This window comes from Paracoccus sp. SY (assembly GCF_002901215.1).
GTDB lineage: Bacteria > Pseudomonadota > Alphaproteobacteria > Rhodobacterales > Rhodobacteraceae > Paracoccus > Paracoccus acridae.
Map to the genome: position 1 here is coordinate 1 of NZ_NWMQ01000051.1, position 19485 is coordinate 19485.

The 19485-nt window shown below is 59.3% G+C and carries 17 protein-coding genes and 2 pseudogenes; 13 read left to right on the forward strand and 6 right to left on the reverse strand.

The window, feature by feature from the left end:
* The 8 genes and pseudogenes from CK944_RS19390 to CK944_RS23690 form a co-directional block, all read left to right on the forward strand.
* On the forward strand, positions 1-417 hold a 417-nt coding region (locus tag CK944_RS19390), incomplete at its 5' end, for a hypothetical protein (RefSeq protein ID WP_103174718.1).
* 212 nt (positions 418-629) lie between these two features.
* Entirely contained in the window at positions 630-1118 is a 489-nt protein-coding gene (locus CK944_RS19395; protein ID WP_192877785.1) for a hypothetical protein, read from the forward strand.
* A 188-nt stretch (positions 1119-1306) separates the two neighbouring features.
* Positions 1307-9508: a GH36-type glycosyl hydrolase domain-containing protein gene (locus CK944_RS19400; RefSeq protein ID WP_103174719.1), complete on the forward strand. Its 8202-nt coding sequence runs from the start codon at positions 1307-1309 to the stop codon at positions 9506-9508.
* A gap of 253 nt (positions 9509-9761) precedes the next feature.
* Positions 9762-9920 (forward strand): AbrB/MazE/SpoVT family DNA-binding domain-containing protein, encoded by a 159-nt coding sequence (locus CK944_RS24395; protein WP_371411682.1) that lies wholly within the window; start codon positions 9762-9764, stop codon positions 9918-9920.
* Between the two features lie 87 nt (positions 9921-10007).
* A complete protein-coding gene (mazF, locus tag CK944_RS19410) occupies positions 10008-10334 on the forward strand; it encodes an endoribonuclease MazF (RefSeq protein ID WP_103174720.1) in 327 nt (108 codons plus the stop codon).
* A gap of 146 nt (positions 10335-10480) precedes the next feature.
* A pseudogene (locus tag CK944_RS19415) lies at positions 10481-10855 on the forward strand (transposase); the annotation flags it as partial.
* Positions 10852-11168 (forward strand): annotated as a pseudogene (tnpB, locus tag CK944_RS19420) (IS66 family insertion sequence element accessory protein TnpB); the annotation flags it as partial. The pseudogenes CK944_RS19415 and tnpB, both read left to right, overlap by 4 nt.
* On the forward strand, positions 11160-11273 hold the full coding sequence (locus tag CK944_RS23690; RefSeq protein WP_371411683.1) for a transposase domain-containing protein: 114 nt from the start codon (positions 11160-11162) through the stop codon (positions 11271-11273). The pseudogene tnpB and the gene CK944_RS23690, both read left to right, overlap by 9 nt.
* Before the next feature lie 202 nt (positions 11274-11475).
* Here the strand turns inward: CK944_RS23690 and CK944_RS19425 are convergent, their stop codons facing one another.
* Both CK944_RS19425 and CK944_RS23385 read right to left on the reverse strand, forming a co-directional pair.
* The gene (locus CK944_RS19425) at positions 11476-11805 is read right to left on the reverse strand and encodes a hypothetical protein (protein WP_103174721.1); all 330 of its coding nucleotides are present in this window, start codon (positions 11803-11805) and stop codon (positions 11476-11478) included.
* A gap of 278 nt (positions 11806-12083) precedes the next feature.
* Positions 12084-12254 carry a hypothetical protein gene (locus CK944_RS23385; RefSeq protein WP_158248077.1) on the reverse strand — a complete coding sequence of 57 codons (171 nt, stop codon included), beginning with the start codon at positions 12252-12254 and terminating at the stop codon, positions 12084-12086.
* Positions 12255-12383: 129 nt separating this feature from the next.
* Here CK944_RS23385 and CK944_RS24225 point away from each other — a divergent pair, with 129 nt between their 5' ends.
* The gene (locus CK944_RS24225) at positions 12384-12506 is read left to right on the forward strand and encodes a hypothetical protein (protein ID WP_256388169.1); all 123 of its coding nucleotides are present in this window, start codon (positions 12384-12386) and stop codon (positions 12504-12506) included.
* A gap of 324 nt (positions 12507-12830) precedes the next feature.
* Here the strand turns inward: CK944_RS24225 and CK944_RS22985 are convergent, their stop codons facing one another.
* Entirely contained in the window at positions 12831-13466 is a 636-nt protein-coding gene (locus tag CK944_RS22985) for a hypothetical protein (protein ID WP_146038716.1), read from the reverse strand.
* Positions 13467-13709: 243 nt separating this feature from the next.
* Positions 13710-14144, reverse strand: a complete 435-nt coding sequence (locus tag CK944_RS23695) for a hypothetical protein (RefSeq protein ID WP_192877786.1) — start codon at positions 14142-14144, stop codon at positions 13710-13712.
* 924 nt (positions 14145-15068) lie between these two features.
* Here CK944_RS23695 and CK944_RS19435 point away from each other — a divergent pair.
* Positions 15069-15272 (forward strand): hypothetical protein, encoded by a 204-nt coding sequence (locus CK944_RS19435; RefSeq protein WP_103174722.1) that lies wholly within the window; start codon positions 15069-15071, stop codon positions 15270-15272.
* A 178-nt stretch (positions 15273-15450) separates the two neighbouring features.
* On the opposite strand, the gene CK944_RS22990 is transcribed toward CK944_RS19435, so the two are convergent.
* The gene (locus CK944_RS22990) at positions 15451-15669 is read right to left on the reverse strand and encodes a hypothetical protein (protein WP_146038717.1); all 219 of its coding nucleotides are present in this window, start codon (positions 15667-15669) and stop codon (positions 15451-15453) included.
* A 512-nt stretch (positions 15670-16181) separates the two neighbouring features.
* Between CK944_RS22990 and CK944_RS19440 the strand changes: the two genes are divergently transcribed.
* Positions 16182-16418 carry a hypothetical protein gene (locus CK944_RS19440; protein ID WP_103174723.1) on the forward strand — a complete coding sequence of 79 codons (237 nt, stop codon included), beginning with the start codon at positions 16182-16184 and terminating at the stop codon, positions 16416-16418.
* 1055 nt (positions 16419-17473) lie between these two features.
* On the opposite strand, the gene CK944_RS19450 is transcribed toward CK944_RS19440, so the two are convergent.
* Positions 17474-18208 carry a Crp/Fnr family transcriptional regulator gene (locus CK944_RS19450; RefSeq protein WP_103174725.1) on the reverse strand — a complete coding sequence of 245 codons (735 nt, stop codon included), beginning with the start codon at positions 18206-18208 and terminating at the stop codon, positions 17474-17476.
* Positions 18209-18359: 151 nt separating this feature from the next.
* Here CK944_RS19450 and CK944_RS19455 point away from each other — a divergent pair, with 151 nt between their 5' ends.
* Both CK944_RS19455 and CK944_RS19460 read left to right on the forward strand, forming a co-directional pair.
* Complete coding sequence (locus CK944_RS19455) at positions 18360-18596, forward strand: hypothetical protein (RefSeq protein WP_103174726.1); 237 nt, start codon at positions 18360-18362, stop codon at positions 18594-18596.
* Positions 18597-18654: 58 nt separating this feature from the next.
* The gene (locus CK944_RS19460; protein WP_103174727.1) at positions 18655-19077 is read left to right on the forward strand and encodes a transposase; all 423 of its coding nucleotides are present in this window, start codon (positions 18655-18657) and stop codon (positions 19075-19077) included.
* The last annotated feature ends 408 nt before the right edge of the window (positions 19078-19485 follow it).

The window sequence follows — 19485 nt, forward strand, 5'->3', positions numbered from 1 at the left end:
ACCTCGGTTGTTGAATTCAAGCACGTTTTCGTTGTGCCCGGCTCCAACAAGGAGTTCCCGCCCGGCCGCTATGAGGTCTTGGTTGAGGAAGAGTTGCTCGAGGGTCTCAGTTTCGCGGCATACCGGGAAACAGGAGCCTATCTGCTGGTTTACGGGAAGGGACATACCTTCGGGCCGACGGAGATGCGCGCCATTTCATCGGCCTATCTCACCATGGCATTGAAGCGTGACGCCCTACTGACTGCGCAGAACGAAGGCGCGGGCTCGGCACCTGCCTCTGAAACTGTCAGGCCGCATGAAGGTGGCTCCCCTGATCAGGATGTGCAGGCACAGGATCTGGAGGCGAAGGAAGGCGCGACCGTCGGCAACAGGATCAAGCGATGGATCTGGACTGTGACATCGCCACTGCCACGCTGACTCGTCTTCAGAACTCTCGACTGCCGCGTAATTCAGACAACTGGAATTTGGCTGCTGCTCTAAGATCTCGCTTGCCTCCGAAGAGAGTCCCCAATCACGGCCACTGCTTTCACCCTGCGAAGCAAGCACTTGGTCGGTCCTACGTTCAGGCGAGACTGTAAGCACAAGTGCCCGAACAGCTGACATAGCAACCCTTTTTGGAGGGAGCCGAATTGACCGGTTCAATCAAGACCACCGCCATCTTCCTGCGGGCCTTCGAACTTCCGAGCTTCAATGAGATCCTGCCTCCTGGTGAATACGAGGTGGAAACCCAATTCTCCCCTCCTTCAGCCGGGGTCAGCCCAGATGCCTGGAAGGCGTCTGTTCTGGTGCGTCTGCACCCCCGCACCTCCCATCCCGGTCTCAGTCGAACGCTGACCGTCCCATTTGCGGAATTTGAACGGGCGGTGGCAAAGGACAAGCTGACAGGCAAAGCACTGACAGATTTCTTCCTAGAGGAAATGCTGGCTGACCCAATGATCCGTCTTGTGATGGAGGCCGATGGTGTGGGCGAAGCCGAACTGCGCGACCTATATTCGAGGACCAGAAAACCGCCCGCGGATCCCCTGCAAGGTCAGCAAGAGCCAATCACACCCCGCGACGGCAAGGGTGCCGATGATGAGACGCAAGGCATTGGTACTCAAGGATCCGGGAGCCTGTGACGGCGAACCTACGCCAAAACCAACCCGCCTCAACGCATAGGATAGATCACCTGGAAGAGCGTATCACGGCCAGGAACTGGCCCCTGCTCCCTGCCCTCATCCGCCACGAGGTCTGGCTTGACCGCAGCCCTACCGAGGCCGGCATCGCTCTGGCGGTGTCCTCGTCTCCCGCATTGCCTGCATGGCACATGTTTGAATTTCTCGGTCGCTTGACGGATAACCGCGCGGCCGTACGAGCCACTTATCTTTCGATCTTTAATGAGGTTCGCAGCAAGGGTACTGTGACCCCTGCCGCTGAATGGCTGCTGGATAACCACCACGTTGTTGACGAGACCTTCCGCCACCTGCGCCGGGATCTGCAACCGAAGTTCTACGGCAGCCTGCCTTCTCTTCAACTGGCAGGCGGAGCGCGCGTCCCTCGCGTATTGGCATTGGCGTGGACCCATGTCGCGCTGACCAACTCTGCCGTGACTCTGGAGGAATTGAGCCAGCTCGTCGGTGGAATGCAGCGCCATACCGATCTGACCATCGGTGAGGTTTGGGCTGTCCCTTCTCTGCTGCGCTTCGTGCTGCTTGAAAACCTGCGTCGCCTGTCCGACCGGATCGAGGATGGCAACCGCAAGCGTGCGGCAGCCAACGCACTGGCCGATTGTTTGGTGGGAGCCGCCCTCACGGAAGCAGCGGCGTTCTTGGCGTCAGAGTCTTCAGCGGCCCGTGACGCGACCTTTGCTGCGCAACTCCTTTATCGCCTCCGGGATGGTTCGGGAACGACAGCCCTGGCACTGGACTGGCTCCAGGCACAGTTAGCAGCTGCGGGGCAGACTCCTGACTCGATTTTGGCGGCCGAGCATGCCCGCCAGTCCAGCGGCAATGTCACCATGGGCAACATCATCAGAAGCCTGCGCCTGATCGACGAAACGGACTGGCTGGAATGGTTCGAGAGCGTATCGAGTGTTGATCGGGAACTGCGCCGCGCACCGGAGTTTGCTGCCCTGGATGGCGCAACTCGCAACACGTACCGCGAACAGATCGAGCGGCTGGCCCGGCGATCCGACTTCACCGAAGTGGAGGTGGCTCGCGCAGCGCTCGCAGCCGCGGATGGTGCGGACCCGGGGCGGCTGCTGTTGGCCGAAGGCTTGCCAGGACTCGAGGCGCACATCGCATATCGTCCCACGCTGGCCGAGAGCCTGCGCCGCAAAAGCCGCCGCGCAGGCTGGGCTGCCCTGGCCGGCCCTGTGATGGTCGTGACCCTGCTGATTGCCGCGTTGATGGTACAGGGGCTTGACGCCCCCGCCTTGGTGGCCGTGCTGCTGTTTGTCCTCGCCCTGTTCCCTGCCTCCGAGGCCGCGCTTGCCATTGCACAGGTTAGTGCGGCCCGCCTGTTCCCGCCCCGGCGCTTGCCTGCTTATGATTTCGCCAGCGGGGTGCCAGAGACATCCCGTACGCTGGTCGTGATCCCCTACCTGCTGACCTCACGCGACGACACAGACGAGGTGCTACGGACCCTGGAGCTTCATTACCTGTCCAACACATTGGGTGCGATCGATTTTGCATTGCTATCGGATTGGGGCGACAGTCCGACCGAAACCCGTTCTGACGACACCCTGCTGCTGGCTCACGCACGCGCCGGGATCGAGGCGCTGGCCAGCCGCTACGCGGCCACTGGCCGCCGCTTCTACCTGCTCCACCGTCACCGTGTTCGCAACCTGCAGGAAGGCATCTGGATGGGGTGGGAGCGAAAACGCGGCAAGCTGATGGAGCTGAACGCCCTGCTGCGTGGGAACGCCGACACTTCGTTCATGGAGACTGGGCCCTTGCCCCCTGCTGACGTGCGCTTTGTGCTGACGCTGGACAGCGATACGCGCCTTTTGCGCAATTCGGTGTCGGCCTTGGCAGGGAAGCTGGCCCATCCGGTGAACCGCCCCATATCCGACGCCACGGGCCGAGTGGTGTCGGGGCACGCGATCCTTCAGCCCCGGGTCACGCCATCGTTGACGTCCGGCAACGAAGCGTCGGTCTTCCAGCGGATCTTCTCGACCAACAGAGGTCTGGACCCTTACGTCTTTACGGTGTCCGACCTTTACCAAGACCTGTTCGAAGAAGGCAGCTTTACCGGCAAAGGCATGTACGACCTGGATGCCTTCACTCAGGCGACAGAAGGGCGTATTCCCGACAATACGGTCCTGTCCCACGACTTGCTCGAAGGGGCGCTGGCCCGATCTGCACTGGTGACCGACGTCCAGGTGATCGAGGATTTTCCCACCCACTATCACGTGGATGCGGCACGTCAGCACCGCTGGATCCGAGGGGACTGGCAGCTTCTGCCGTTTATCATGTCGCGCGGCAACGGGTTGGGCAGGCTTGCTCGGTTCAAGATGATGGACAACCTGCGCCGCTCGCTGGTGCCGACAGCATGGATCGCGGCCTCGGTGATGGGATGGCTCGCCCTGACACCCGGCGCCGCCCTGCGGTTGCAGCTCCTGTTGATCCTGACCTTGTTCATGGGATCAGTGATGAGCTTCTACGCCGGACTGGTGCCGGGCCATCCTTCCGCTTCGTCCCAGCGGCACCTTCGAGTGGTGCTTGCCGAGGCGAAAGGGTATCTGTCGGCGATTCTGCTGCGCCTGTCCTTCATGCCCCATCAGGCAGTGCTGGCGCTGGACGCGATCGGCCGGACCCTGCACCGCATGTGCGTGAGCCGCCGGCACCTGCTGGAGTGGCGCAGCAACTCAGACGTTGCGGCGGGTGGGGCGGGCAGCCGGACCGACTATCTGCGGCGCATGGCCGTGGCTCCGGTGACGGCGATCGTGGCGCTGATCCTGGTCGCGCTGATCAACCCTGCGAACCTGCCCCTGGCTGCATTGGTCGCGCTGGCCTGGCTTATCGCCCCGCTACTGGCATGGGAGACAAGCCGCACATTGGAAACGCAGGACCGGCTGAATGTCGCTCCAGAAGATGCTGCAGCGTTGCGCCGCACCGCCCGGATCACCTGGCGCTTCTTTGAGGAGTTCGTCGGTGCCGACACTCATCACCTGCCGCCAGACAACTTCCAGGATACTCCTGAACCGAAGATAGCCGAAAGGACTTCGCCATCCAATGCGGGCCTGTATCTTCTGGCGACACTCTCGGCACGCGATTTCGGCTGGATCGGCCTGCCCGAGACGCTGGACCGCATCGAGGCTACTTTGTCCACGCTGGAGCGGATGGAAAAGTTCAATGGCCATCTGTTCAACTGGTATGACACGCGCGACCTTTCGGTGCTGCAGCCACGCTATGTATCATCAGTGGACAGCGGCAATCTTGCAGGCCATCTGGTAACGCTTGCCTCCGCATTGCGGGGGTGGACGCATGGAGCCATCGTCCATGTGCCCACCAATCCGCAAGGGGTCGGCGATGTGCTGAACGTGCTGGCCCGCCAGCTTGAAACCATTCCTGATGACCGCCGCGCCCTGCGGCCCCTGCTCCGCCGCCTGCAGGAACGCATTGACGGCTTCTCAAGAAGCTATGCAGACATACTGACCGAGCCACATTTGGCAGTGATGCAGGGCCTTAATCTGACGGTGATCGCAGGCGATATCCGTCAGTTCGCTGAGGCCTACGTGGGGGAACTCGAAACCGACGGCAGCGACCTCCTCTGGTGGGCCGAGGCACTGCAACGCGCTTGCGAGGCCGCGATACGACCACCCGGAAATGCTCCAAAGGTGGAGGAACGCCTGGCCTCCTTGTCCGAACGCGCCCGGGCACTTGCCTTCGGGATGGACTTTGGTTTCCTGATGAACCCGCAGCGGCAACTCTTGTCTATCGGGTATCGTGCCGAATCCAAGCAACTGGACGAGAGCTGCTATGATCTGATGGCGTCCGAGGCGCGGCTGGCAAGCCTGTTCGCCATTGCAAAGGGCGATGCCCCGAACGAGCACTGGTTCCGCCTGGGCCGACCGGTGGCCGCCCTAGGCACGCACGGGTCCTTGTTGTCCTGGTCGGGATCAATGTTCGAATACCTGATGCCGCCTTTGGTGATGCACGAACGGCAGGGCAGCCTGCTTTCGCAATCCTGCGTGGCGGCGGTGGATGTCCAGATTGCCCAGGGGCGCGCTCGGGGTGTGCCCTGGGGCGTATCCGAAAGCGCCTTCAACGCCCGCGACCGCGAGATGAACTACCAATACTATGCCTTCGGCGATCCGGCGCTTGCGCTGAAGCGGGCGGGGACAGAGGATCTGGTTGTCGCCCCCTATGCCACCGCGCTGGCCAGCCAGATCCGTCCGCGCGCGGCGGTCGCCAATTTTGACCGCCTGGAGGGGATCGGCGCCCTAGGGCCGTATGGCTTCTTCGACGCCATCGACTTCACCCCTGCCCGCCTGCCCACAGGCTTCGATATGGCCATCGTCCGCACCGTCATGGCACACCACCAGGGCATGAGCATTGTGGCGATCGCCAACGCGCTCCTAGAAGGTATTCACCGCGACCGCTTCCACGACGATCCGGTCATCAGGGCGGCTGAGTTGCTGCTGCAGGAAAAGGCCCCGCGAGAGATCGTGCCTATCACGCGCCCCGCCCCAGGCCACAGCCGCGAGGGCGGTACGGAACTGTCCCCGGCATTGCAGACGATCCTGGAGAATCCGGCCGAGGCGCCACGGGCCATCGGGCTTATGTCGAACGGCCGGTACACCCGAATGGTCACTGGAACCGGCACCGGCTGGTCGCGGTTGGACGACCGGGCCGTCACCCGTTGGCGTCCGGACCCAACCTTGGATCGCGACGGACTGTTCCTGTTCTTGCGCGACGCCCAGACGCAGGACTGGTGGTCCGCAACGTCTGCACCGACGGCAGAGCCTTCCGAGATAGCGCGCGCCATCTTTTCTGGCCACAAGGCGGAATTCCTCAAGACTGCCCACGACATCGAGAGCCATCTTGAGATCATCGTAGCGTCCGAAGCGCAAGCAGAGGGGATGCGCCTGACGCTTCGCAACCTTTCAAAGCGACCGCGCGTGATCGAAGTGACGAGCTATGGAGAGATCGTGCTGGACAGGCCGCAGGCGGACTTGGCCCATCTGGCATTTTCCAAGATGTTTGTGCGTACGGCAATCGAACGCGATGGCAGCGCCGTCACCGTGCGCCGCAACCGACGTGGGCCCGAACCCGTGCTATATCTTGCGCATCTGGCGGTTGGAGGAACGCCCTTGGGGGCAGAGACTGACCGTCGCACCTTTATCGGCAGGGGGCAGGACATTACCCACCCGGCTGCGATGGAGCCAGGCATGCGGCTGGGCGGCGGGCAGGGCTTCACCCTGGACCCGATCTTCGCGCTGCGCCGTCGGCTCCGCATTGCGCCGGGGAAAGAAGCATCGCTGACCTTCTGGACCATTGTCGCCGATGACGACGCATCCCTTGACGCTGCGCTGAACCATTATGCGGATCGCGCCGCATATGACCACGAAAGTCGTCTGGCCTGGGCACTTTCACAGGTGCAGCTGCGCCACATGGACAGTTCGCTGGAAGAGGCGGCGATGTTTCGCGCCTATGCTGCCCAGCTGATCTGGCCAGATGGTCAAATGGCCGTGCAGGATGCCGAACTCCGCACCGCCATCGGTCCGCAGTCTAGTCTTTGGGGGCTCGGTATCTCGGGCGACTTGCCGATCATGATACTGCGGATTGATACCGAAACTGATCTACCCATCGTCCGAACCGCGCTGCGCATGCAGGGCTATTTCCGCCACCATGGCGTTCGGGCCGATCTGGTGATCCTGAACGACCGGGCATCCAGCTATATCCAGGACTTGCAGAGCGCGCTGACAGCGTTGTGCGACACATTCCTGCGCACACATCTCGATCCCGCCGCGCGTCACGTCTTTGTCCTGCGGCAGGACCAGATGGATCCCGGCCAGATGCGGGCTCTGTTGGCAGCCGGACGGGTTGTCTTGCACAGTCGCAACGGCACGCTGGCGGAACAACTGGCTCGGGTTCAGGCCGCTGCGGTGGCCGTGCCGACAAACCGCGATCGACCCATTTCATTCGGACATGCCGCGCCGCGCGATATGCCGGATTTTCCTGTGGAGGACTTGCGTCACTGCAATGGATACGGCGGTTTTTCATCTGACGGACGCGAATATGTCATTCGTCTTCGTCATGGCGAATCCACCCCCCAGCCCTGGATCAATGTCATTGCCCGCGACGGCTTCGGCTTCCATGTTTCGGCCGAAGGAGTGGGCTTTACATGGGCCGTAAATTCGCGCGACTACCAGATCACTCCATGGTCGAACGACCCAGTCGAGAACCGCCCGGGCGAGGCAATCCTGCTGAAATGCCGCCGAACCGGGCGCATCACGTCGCCCTTCTCGGCACTGTGCTCTGATCCGGGCGCAATCCATGAAGCGCGGCACGGGCTAGGCTACAGCCGCTTCAGCTCCTGGAGCAACTGGATCGATCTGGAGGCAGTTCAGACGCTGGCGGTCAATGGACCCGCCAAGCTGACCCGTTTGCGTGTGACCAATCGAGGGAAGGAACAGCTGGAGCTCGATTGTCTCGCCTATGCCGAACTGGTGTTAGGCAACGACCGCGGCCGCACCGCTTCGGTGATCCGCGCACAGGCCGGCGCCAATGCCGTCATCGCCTGCAATGCGGGGTCGATTGAGTTTCCAGGCCGGGCCGCGGGCCTCGCTTGCGACCTCGCAGTGACAGGGTGGCTGGCCTCGCGTTCGGCGATGCTTGGCGCGGGCAACGTGCGCTGCCCCGAGGCTCTGGTCGGATCTTGGCCCGCCAATTCGACTGATACGGGAGGCGATCCCTGCCTGGCGCTGCGGACCCGCCTTGCCGTGGCGCCTGGAGAGACGGCCGAAGTGGTTTTTGCCTTGGCCGACGCGCCCGAAGCCGAGTTGCCCGGTATCCTTGGCGCCGTCACCAGCGTGACGGAGGTGGCGCAGTCGCTTGAATGCGCGGCAGCGGAATGGGAAGGGTTCCTAGACACGCTTCAGATCCAGACGCCCGACCCGAAGCTGGATCTGATGATCAACACCTGGCTGCCATATCAGGCGTTAGCGTGCCGCATCCGGGCACGCTCGGCCTTCTACCAGGCATCCGGCGCCTTCGGGTTCCGAGACCAGTTACAGGACACGTCGGCGCTGATCCTTCACGATCCGGACCTGTGCCGCCGCCAGATCCTCAACGCCGCCGCACGCCAGTTCACCGAGGGAGACGTGCAGCACTGGTGGTTGCCTTCAAGTGGCGCAGGGGTGCGGACGATGATTTCGGACGATGTCATCTGGTTGGGCCACATCACGGAACGCTATGTCCGCCTGACAGGTGACCGCGCCATTCTGGATGAGCCGGTGCCGTTCATCACCGGTCCTGTGCTGGAGCCTGGACAGCACGACAACTTCCTGACACCCGAGCAATCAGGCGAAGTCGCCCCCCTATACGACCATTGCGCCCACGCACTGGATCTGGCCGTGGCGCGGACTGGATCGCACGGGCTTCCACTCATGCTAGGTGGTGACTGGAACGACGGCATGAACCGAGTGGGCGAAGAAGGACGGGGCGAGAGCGTCTGGCTTGGCTGGTTCCTGTGCGCCACCATCGATGCGTTCATCCCTTTGGCCGAGGCGCGAGGTGATAATGTCCGCGCCGCCGTTTGGCGCACGCACCGCACGGCGGTGGCCGAGGCACTGGATGCCGCAGGCTGGGATGGCGCCTGGTATCGGCGCGGCTATTTCGACGACGGCAGCCCCTTGGGTTCGGCGGATTCAGCAGAATGCCGCATCGACTCCATTGCGCAAAGCTGGGCCGCAATCTCGAAGGCGGGGCGGCCTGACCGGGTCGGGCCCGCGATGGATGCCGCCCTGACCTGGCTACTGGACCAAGACGCACAGGCGTTGAAGCTCTTCACGCCTCCTTTCGAGAATACCGACAAGGAACCGGGCTATATCAAAGCTTATCCTCCCGGCGTGCGGGAAAATGGCGGCCAATACACTCACGCCGCAAGTTGGATGGTCTATGCCCTGGGCAGGATGGGCAGGGGTGCCGATGCGCACCGGCTGTTTGATCTTCTGAATCCAATTTCTCACGCTGCGAACCGGGCCGATGTCGACCGCTATCGTGTGGAACCCTATGTTGTCGCAGCCGACGTTTATGGCGAAGGGGCGAAAGCTGGGCGCGGCGGCTGGACCTGGTACACGGGCAGCGCCGGGTGGCTATACCGCGCGGCAGTCGAGGGCATCCTGGGAATTGTCCCTGAAGGCGGCGATCGGCTGCGGATCGAACCGGCCCTTCCGCCCCACTGGCCGGGCTTCAGCGCTACAATCACAGTGGCGGGCCACAAGCGCCAGATCGAGGTCAAGCAAGATGGTGTTACACTGGACGGGGAAGGGCCAGGTGAGGATGGAACGTTTGCGCTTTAGGATGGCAGCCGAGTATCAAATGGTATGAGGAGCAATGAGGTGCCAGCGGTCTGAAAGTTGCATTTCAAAATAGCGCGCGCCCCGGCTATAGCTCCTGAGGTGATAATCGGATTTACGGAATATTATTATTTTATATCAATGGTTTGTATCCTGATCTCTGCACCATTCTCTTCTGGTCATCCGGTATTTGAAACGCCGTTGCTATATGTTTCAATGCGAGGCAGTATAAACAATGTATAGACATGGTGTCCTGATGCGCGGCGTAGTCAAGAAATGGGGAAACAGCAGCGCCTCAGTGCGCATTCCCGCATCCGTCATGGCTGCGGCAGGCTTGCGCCTGGATCAGGCCGTTGAGGTGCGAGAGGACAAAGGGCGCGTTGTCATCGAGCCCATTGGCCCACGAAGAGTATGACCTTGCTGATCTGCTTGCCGGTATCACGCCGGAGAACAATCATGATCAGGTCGATTTCGAGGCACCAGTCGGTAACGAAGCTCTCTGATGGCAGATTATGTTCCTGAGGCTGGAGAAATCGTCTCGCTGGAATTTTCGCCACGCGCAGGACATGAACAAGCTGGGCACCGCCCCGCTGCTGTTCTGTCGCCTGCAGCCCATAACCGGATCGGTCTGATGCTGTGCTGTCCGCTGACAGCGAAACGCAAAGGCTATCCGTTTGAGGTGCCGATCGATGATGCGCTTGGCAGCGCCGTGCTGGCGGACCAGGTCAAGTCCCTGGATTGGCGTGCGCATCGGGCTAAGGCCAAAGGCCGCATTTCTGATGCGGAACTTGCGGCAGTCCGGATGAAAGCAAAGGCTTTGATCGGTTAATAAACCCATCTGCTGCGCAGCACATTACGTATCCGTCCGGTGTGCCTGCCCTGACGGTGAAAGCCCGCGCTTGATAATGTCCATGGTTGATAATGGACATCTTGAGGCACTCGCTGGCGGGCACGAAGGGGTAGAAGAAGCGGTTCTGGTCTGACGAGGAGAAACGCTCGATCTGCCGGCAGACACGGGCGTCCGGCGTATCTGTTGCACAGGTGGCGCGGCGCTATTCGATGAACTCGAACCTGCTTTTTACCTGGCTGCGGGATCCACGGTTCTCACCCGCCGGCGCCAAGTCGCCAGAGGCTGTCGAAGATAGCCATTCCTTCCTGCCGGTGGAAATCTCGGCTTCGGCCACGACCTCGCATTTGATGAATGATGTCGTCGGAACACACCAACCGGCGGATACTCAGCCGCTCGCACAGCGGGTCGATATCACGCTCTCCCTCGGCCGGCGGATCCTGGTGGAAGGCCCAACCAGCCTAGCGGCGGTTCTGGGGCTGGTTCAGGGGCTGCTGTCATGATCCCGGTGCCGAGCAACACGCGCATCTGGTTGGCGGCCGGCGTCACGGACATGCGGCGGGGGTTCAACACGCTGGCGGCGCAGGCCGAGTAGGTTCTGGAGGAGGACCCCTATTCCGGTGATCTGTTCGTATTTCGCAGGCGTCGGGGTGATCTTTTGAAGATCATTTGGTGGGATTCACAGGGCAGATGTCTCTTTCTGAAGCGCCTCGAGCGTGGGCGCTTTGTCTGGCCTGCCGCCCAGGAAGGGAAAGTCAGTCTCAGCCCCGCTCAGCTCTCCATGCTCGTGGAGGGATCGACTGGCGAATGCCGCAAGGTGTCGACCCCAAGGCATGGCTGATCTGGGTGCTGACCCACATCGCCGATCACAAGATCAATCGCATCGACGAACTCCTGTCTTGGAATTGGCAGAAAGCCTGAAATCAACGGCAGTCATGCCGGACGGATACGCATGGCCACCAGGGCCGAGGCCATGATCGCGCTCTTTGACATCGCCGGCCTGTCCAGGGAAGAAGCCTGGGCGGTTGTGGGAGATACCGCCCAGGCGATCTGCGCTTGGATGGTGCCGTAGACAGCTCCTTGGCTAGTCAAGGAAGGCGCAGTACGGATCTTATGGACCTCTTTATAAGGGCTCCTGATCCGTCTGGGCCAGTTTGGCGCGGAGGATAGCCAACAACCATGCCCGAGCAGGGTTCGGACCAAAAACCATGTCTTGTCCAAGAGTGGGCAAGCCCACCCCGTACAGGCCCTGTGCCGTAGGACCGAACAACTCGATCCTACACCCCGGCAGCAAGGCATCATGAATGGCTTTAGCTGCGTCAAGCGATCCGAGATATGCGTCCGAGAACCGCTGGGGGTCAATGATGCCGACATTATCCAAAAGCCATCGCCAACTCTCGTCCCAGGTACCAGACTCTGTCGCTTCGATCAGTCGTTTCATCGCATCGATCATGTCGTGATCCCCTCTGGTGGCATTGCCTTTTTAAAGCGGCAGCTCTGCGATTGGTTCTCCCTGATCGCGTCGATGCGCGGCCCCGGCGGGGCCTGCCGAGTTTTGCTGGCATGCAGACGAAACCGGCCTGAGGCCGACGCGCTGACTTCGCTTCTAGGAAAGTTCAGATACAAATCACACGAGGTCTGCGTGCAACTTGCCCATGGCGAACATTCCTGAACGACACCGGGAAAACGATGGCTCCGCCATCATCCTCCCAGTTCTGCAGATGCCAAAAGTTACGCCCGATCTCCATCGGCTGGGCGCGCCTGGTCGTCGGGATCGCGGTCCGGGCGCCCGGCCTCGCGCTTTTGGCTTGCACCAATTCCGCTGGACAACTTTTCCTGAGAGGGTTCAGTGACCCGGTTCACATGCTGGCCATCGCCAGGCATCTTGACGTCGGTGCCCATTGTCGGGCCCTCCATAAGACCGTGCAGAAGATACTGAAAGGTCACTACAGATATAGGGATCAGAACGCGCAATTACATGGGCCTTCTGCAGGCATCTCGTAGGCCGATGGTCGGATAGAAAAGAGATGGATGATCGACAACGTCAAAACCGAGGACCAATATTATAAGGTCCACGGTAAAGACGAGGATGGCAAACGTACCGAAGCCTTTTTCAAGCTGCCCACGTTCAAAACGGCTGCTTCGAATGACTGATACGGATCGGGCGTGAGACGACATGGTCCGGCAGTATCATTGGTTTCTGGTCATGCTGATCGGCCACCTTGCTGACCGCCAAAGGCCTGAAGCTGTGGCACGAAGGGTTGGCTTCGTTTGCGCCTCCAGCGGGCTTGGGCGATTTCGCTTGCGCTACCGAACAGCCCTGCGATGCCAAGACCCTGACTCGCCGCAGCTTCGTGGCAATCTCTTCGGGTGAGGGTCAAGTGGGGTAAGGCCGGCCCGATTGCTGCCGTTGGTGGTCAGACAGCCACTCGTTACATTTGCGTACGCCGGATAGTCATGCACGGGAAGTCTTCCACGTCATCGCCCAAGAATGCACGCCCCCTCCGAGAGCTGGAAGCTGGGGTCGCACTCCCATCGGTTTCCGGAGTCATCAAGATGTGCATTCCTCGGCAGCTCAATCGCGACGCACCCGCGCTCCCGGTCATCTGGTGCGTACCCACGATCGCAGCGCCATCCTGGTCCGTAAGCACCTGGATCGAGGAAGGCGTTGATCGGGAGAACCACGGGATCGCATCGGTCGCCGACCTGAATAAATCCTCTCTCGCAGGACCATGCATCGCCGTAATCCACGTTGGTCAGGTAACCGTTTTCCGGCACAACAATGGGAATACAGCGGTCCAAATCTGCTGTGAAACCACGCTCACAGGCCCATCCGGATCCGGTTCGATTATCCGTAAGATAAGCATGCTCCGGCAGAACAATTGACACGCAAAGGTCCTCGTCTTTCCAATAGCCGCGTTCGCATTGCCAGCCGTAGCCTGACGACTTCAAGAAGGCATTTTCCGGTATAAGGATTGCAGAACAGGACGTTCCATCAACCTTTTCAAATCCGCGGTGGCAGTTCCAGCCCGTTCCGTAGGAGCGTCTGGTTGCGTAGGCGTTCTCAGGAACCTCGACCTTTGCACATTCAGCCCCCTCCAGAACGTAGCCCAAGTCGCAATCCCAGCCCCCGCCGTAACTGCGGGGCTGAGCATTCGGCGGTATTAGACCAACCCCCATTTGTGCGGACGCTGGAAGCGCGAGCAAGGCAGCAAGGCCTGCCGCAAGGCCAATCCTGGCCATGAGCCGGAGCACTAGGAGCTGCGGGGGTTCGAGGGACGGGAACATGAATGTTTACCTTTCTTGCCAGCGGCCATTCGCCTGACTGGCGCTGCCTTTGCAGATCTGAGGCGATCGTCACCGTGGCAAAGGCGACGTTACGGTCTCGATCCATTGCTTGATCCTGTTGCCGACAGTCGCGGTTTCCTGCGATGGCAGATCTTGTGCCTGCATGTCTTGAAGCGTTGACCCTTCTTCCTCCGGAATGGTTTTGTCAGAGGGAGATACAAAGGCGCCTTCAACCGTGGTGTCTAATATAGCGTCCCGTTTCAGGGCCATGTCGAGATAGGCCGACGAGATCGATCGCATCTCTGTGGGCCTTGTGCTGTGGGTCTTTTCATGGATCATCAGATAGGTCCCGGTTTCTCTAAACGCCGCAAAGCTGAGACCTTCGATCAGCTCTTCTTCAACGAGAACCTCATAGCGACCGGGAGGGAACTGCCGGGCTGAGCCGGGCACGACAAAAGGATGCTTGAATTCAACAACAGAGGTCGTGGATCGCGTGGTCATCATGGTTCCCTTTGCAAAGAGTAAAGGCGCGATACCCTGGCCGGAGACATCGCTCCGGAACGAAGGCGTGCAACCTGCGGGGCGCCTGGACAAAAGCTATCCTAGGAGCGGAAGATTGTTGCTGTGCCATGGTCCGTGAGGCCCCTTATAGGCACGGTGGGGCCTCCGTTTCTTCTCTGCAGCACTCGCTGGATCAAAAGAACCTGAGAAATTCTCCTGCACAGCAGCTGAAATTTGGTTGCGCCCTCTTGAGCGGTGTCACAAAAGGACCAGCGTCGAGCGCCTTCCCCAGGCTCCATCTGCACCAAAGGCATCCCCCACGTCCAACCGCGCCCTCATCGCAGTCTGTATTATCGATGGGTTGCGTGGCCGCATCAGTCGACCTGACCGGGGCGAGTATTTGCTCTGCCACGCGGCAGCACATCTGATTGCCTCGAATAGATACCGACGGCCTGTTGACCACATAGTCATATGTCGGTTCCCTTTCTCGCCTCGGAAAAAAGGAGGGATCATCCCCTGCCTGAACGATCGATACTAACATCGGGATGCTGGCCAGTTCATAGCAGGTATTTATCAGGAAGGACCTAACCTATGTCAGCACGAACAGCTCAGGCATCGTTTAAGTGTAAACGTGCTGACAGGCATTGCTCCTTGTTCAGGCCCGAGGGGTGCTGGAACTCCTTTCAGGCAGCCGGGTATATCGTAGGCTAATTCCGAAAGGCTTTAGGCTTGTATTAAGTGATGTCTTTCCTCGCATGATACCATTCGCCGCGGCATGTCCCGCTAGTGAAAAAGCTCCTCAAGCGACTAAGCGCCATTGAACTCGAGATCGGTCATCGAGAACCGACCGTAGGAAATCCCCTTCTGTCTGGATCATTAGCAGGATCAGGCGCTTCCGTTTGCTAAAAGACGTCTGCATCACCTCTTATGGAAATCGAGGAAATCACGACCAAGATGAACTTAGAAGATCTGATCAACGAACTTCTAAATCAAATAGATGCTGCGATCCCCAGGGAAAAAGAGCTTGCAGTGCAGCAGTTGCGGCAGGCAATTTCTGCCGGTGATCGACCACCCCCGCAGTTAGAAACTTTGCTAGAAGAGACAGACCCGTTTGATAATGTCCCCGTCTAGCGATTTTTGTGGTTATCGGCCGTGATGCAAGAATTCTTGACGTTGGGCTTGGTGATCCAGTGCGGTCATCTGTCAGGCCTGTTCACGCGGCACTTTCGAGAACCTGTTGGCGAGATGGATTTTGCGTTCCTTCCGAAAGCGGCAAGGTTTTCCCCGCCGCCCTTTATCCCTTCAGACGTCAGCTGCGCCCAAGCGCGTCGTAATGGCTGTTGATCCTTACATAAGCCAGAGACCGCACCATGTCTGGATTGACAGCGGCAGGGTCGCCAGCGAGCCAGCCAATAGCCCGTCGAAATGCTCTTGCGAACAACCCACGCAGTCCTGCAGGACTTACCTGTGCGTCTCCATTTGCAAGCGTCGTGCGTTCGTTTTGCAATGTCTTGTGAATAATTTTCATTCTATGCTCCTTCATGAGAAAAGGCAGATACTTCCACCCGAACATGAACTTTGTTCGCTGCGGATTTCCCTAACAGGAAGGCGGTTCTTTTTGTGACGGACGCCGCCTTCGTCAGCCATTTTTTGGGAAGCCTCGGCGTCTTCACAATCCCGATTTGGGTTTTTGTACTCGCCGTTGGGTTTGGCTGGTGAGTCTTTCGGAGCGATGGGAATTCGCACGGCCATTATCAGGCCCTCCATAAATCACGGGCAGAGTATTCTGACGCAACCCTTCAAACATAAGGTCCAGAAGGTCATTTTGCATCAGTGTTGCTGCCGCTAATGCGCAAGCCCATAGGAAGGCTGGAAGAAGGGTTGGCCGCTCCATGCCGGTATTCTTCACGCAAGCAAGTGCCCAAGTGTGGCAAGGCAAAGAGTCCCGATGAAATCTCGCCGGATTGTATCGCGGAAAGATGAGATGGGTTAAGAACGAGGACGGGCAATGTGATGCGAAAAGCGCTAAGGGGACGTGGGATGACCGATAAGGGCAACGCTCCTGAAGACATCCGGCAATACGAGATAGCCTTGGAACTCCTTTTGGCATTGCTGCGTGTGCAGACAGTCGCTCCTGGTGCGATCAGCCCGGAGGATTTGCCGAAGGTGTTGTCCGAAGCCGCCGATGGGCGAAAACAGCAAGGCGACGATGGGGCAGCGCGATTGCTGTTTGGATGGGCACAGACGCTGGGGCAGCAGATAGGGGACGGGGAGTAGATTAGGCAGGACTGCCCCGCGCCGTCCAGGATCTGCAGGGCTTTTAGTGTCTATCTTTGGGCAAAAGCCACATGTTCCAGCAAAGCGGCGAGCAGTGCACCAGCTTAAAAGACATGTATTCACTTAACTGTACGGCCTAATTATCTGGAGTTGAATACCGCAAGACCGATCAACCTAGAGTAATCTCCGGCGCCACGCCACGCTGGGGTTTTTTGCTGAGGCCGAAGTTTAGAACGTTTAAAGAAGCTTTCGATCTGATTGAGGCAGATGAGAGCGCAGCGGATGATCAAGAAAGCCCCGTCTTTATCGGTGGGCCGCTCGCAATTGACAGCGAGGCGGCAAAAGCGGTCGAGCCATGCCAATGTCCGCTCCACAACCCCGCGGTGCTGCCCAGCCTTTCGCCGCTTTCAATGCAACGTCCAGCATTATGAGGTAGGACCCTCCGTTTACGATCTCCAGTATGGAGCGATGCGTGAGCCGTTCAAGAAGCCAAAGACTGACGCATAATCGATGAAGCTCAGATTGGCGTGGATCGCCATGCTGATCCTCACGCTGAGTTTGGTCGATCCCAACGGAAGAACAACGTCTTGTCTGACGCGCTCCACGAAAAATAGCCCTCAGAAAAGGCGCTTATGTCTTCAGTCCGATCAAAGCCTCTGAAAATTGCCCTGTGTCACAGGTAAGGCTAACCTATGTCAGTATGACCGGGATCTGGCATGGTTTAAGTGTGAACGTGCCGTCAGGCATTGTTCGTTACGAGTTCCAGAAGCGCGTGGGCGTACCGTAGCCTTATCGGTCGGTAGGCCTATGCGCTTCTTTTTTTATATAAAGAAGGGCAAGCCTTCGCAACTCGACCTGAGCAAGACAGGCGCCGCTAAGAGGGACATCATTGCAAAAAGGGGAAGTGCAATCAGCTCCCTATAACGGAGCCTCCTACCCCATAAAATCCATAACCCAAACATACTCCTGAAACTCCCGAAGCGCTGGCCGTACGCCTTGGACTTTGCGGCAAAAAAGAGTTCTTGCAACTTGCGGAAAAGCAAACGCTGACTTCCTCATCTTACGAGCGGCCCGTCCTGGTCGAGGTATGCTGGATCAAATTCCCCCAACTTTATAAGCCCCTCGTGATCGTGGATCGATACATGACCGTCCCGAAAGGTCACCAGTCCGTTTTCACGGAGCTGGCGCAACACGCGGTTCACATGAACGGCACTCAGGCCCAATGCGTCGGCAAGATGATATTGCGTGAGGGGGCAGTCGTAGCCTTCCCTGCTGCCCATCCCGACCAAAGCCAGCCTTGATGCCAGTTCCAGCAAGAAATGTGCCATTCGGGCCTCGGCGTTTCGCCGTCCGATGCCGACAAGATGCTCTACCACCATTGCCTCGTCTCGTGATGCCGCCCAAAGAACGGCCATGGCCAATCGCGGGGTGTGCGTGAACGCATCAAGAAGATCGCCTTTCAGCACCTCAGCTGCCTGGATATCCGTGAGCGGCTCGAAGCTGTGGTCCGAGGTGCGGAGCAAAACACTGCGCAACCCGAGGAAATCCCCAGGGATCTGGAAGTCAACAATCTGACGCGTCCCGTCCGGCTGAAGCTTGTAGGAACAGACCCAACCCGCCGACAGGATGTACGCAGCTTGTTCCGATTGTCCCTGATGTACCAGATCGCGCCCTGCAAGGAAGGTCCGGCGACGCTGATGCAGATGGTCCAGGACAGCGAGCTCGGCCTCTGACAGCGCCACGAACGCGGAGAGCTTACGGACAAGTGGACTGTTTTTGACTGGTGTCATGCCTCCCCCTGCCGACTTGCGATGCGTAAGCAGAAATCTGTCTGAGACTGCTTTCTATCAGTCCAGCATAGGGGAATTTCTGCGAGAAGTGGGGACGCATCGGATCAAAGCCTCTGCGAAAGCCGATAGGCTAATAAAAGGAACTTTGTGGATGTCCACTGCAAACGAATACGCCGGATTAGCTGCACTTTCCATCTGCGAGTCACTCCTGCTTGCCATGAAAGACGCCGAGTTGTTACCCGAAAATGAGATCAGGGGAGTTCTGCGGGATGCCGCGGCTGCCCACGAGAACGCCATTGGCACTGAGGTAATCAGGAAGGAGCACCGGGCTGCTGCTGACCTGATCAACGCAATCATTGCTGGTGGCAATTCGGTTCGGCACCCGTGATGTGTGTTTGCGTGCGCCGATTGGCATCCTGAACCTGCTTCGGTGAGCGTTATTCATCATGCTCTACCGCGATCTGAAGCTTTGGAAGCAAAAGCCGTCCGCTAAGGAGGCACCTGTCCTCGCCCAATGTTTTGACGACATCTTCGGGCAGCGTACCCGTTACAAGGAGCTGGGTCAGTTGCTTGCTCGCCTGCACAGGCGAAAGCATGAACTTCTAAAGGTGCTGGAGCGACCTGAGATCCCGCTCCACACCAATGGCTCCGAAAACGACCTTCGGGCCTGCGTGACCAAGCGCCGGATCTCGGGCGGCACCATGAGCGCCGATGGCCGCCAGGCCCGCGATGTCATGCTCGGACTGATGAAGACCTGCCGGAAACTCGGCATCTCCTTCTTCGCCTATATCGGCGATCGCCTCGGCCTCAGCGGCACTGGAGAGCGCATCCCCCTGCTACCCGATCTGGTGGGTGCGCAACCGGTGTAAACTCACGCCGCGCCGGAATCCGCCCCACTTACCCCTACCCACAAGTGGCGCAGATCTCCGGGCAGTGTGGTTCAGACGGGTTGCTGGGCGACTGATTCAGTTAGCAAGGGATAGAACTGGCGGATCGCTGCACGGCTGGCTGCCCGGAAATCTGCCCCACTTACTTCGGATTGTTCAGGCGCGTCTCCGAGAAATATTCAATAGTTTCTAGCTTGTACTCTGCCAACGCCGCAATTATCAACGCAGTTGCGGATCAGGGATCCATTCTAAGGATTGTTGATATATAGTCGGTAATCATCGCTAATCGACAGCACCTTTCGGGGGTGGTCAGCAGCCCGCTCTGCGTGCCGAAAGGCTGCTTCGAACGGCTTTCGACCACAGGAGAGCTGCGCTGACAGGAGGCACAGG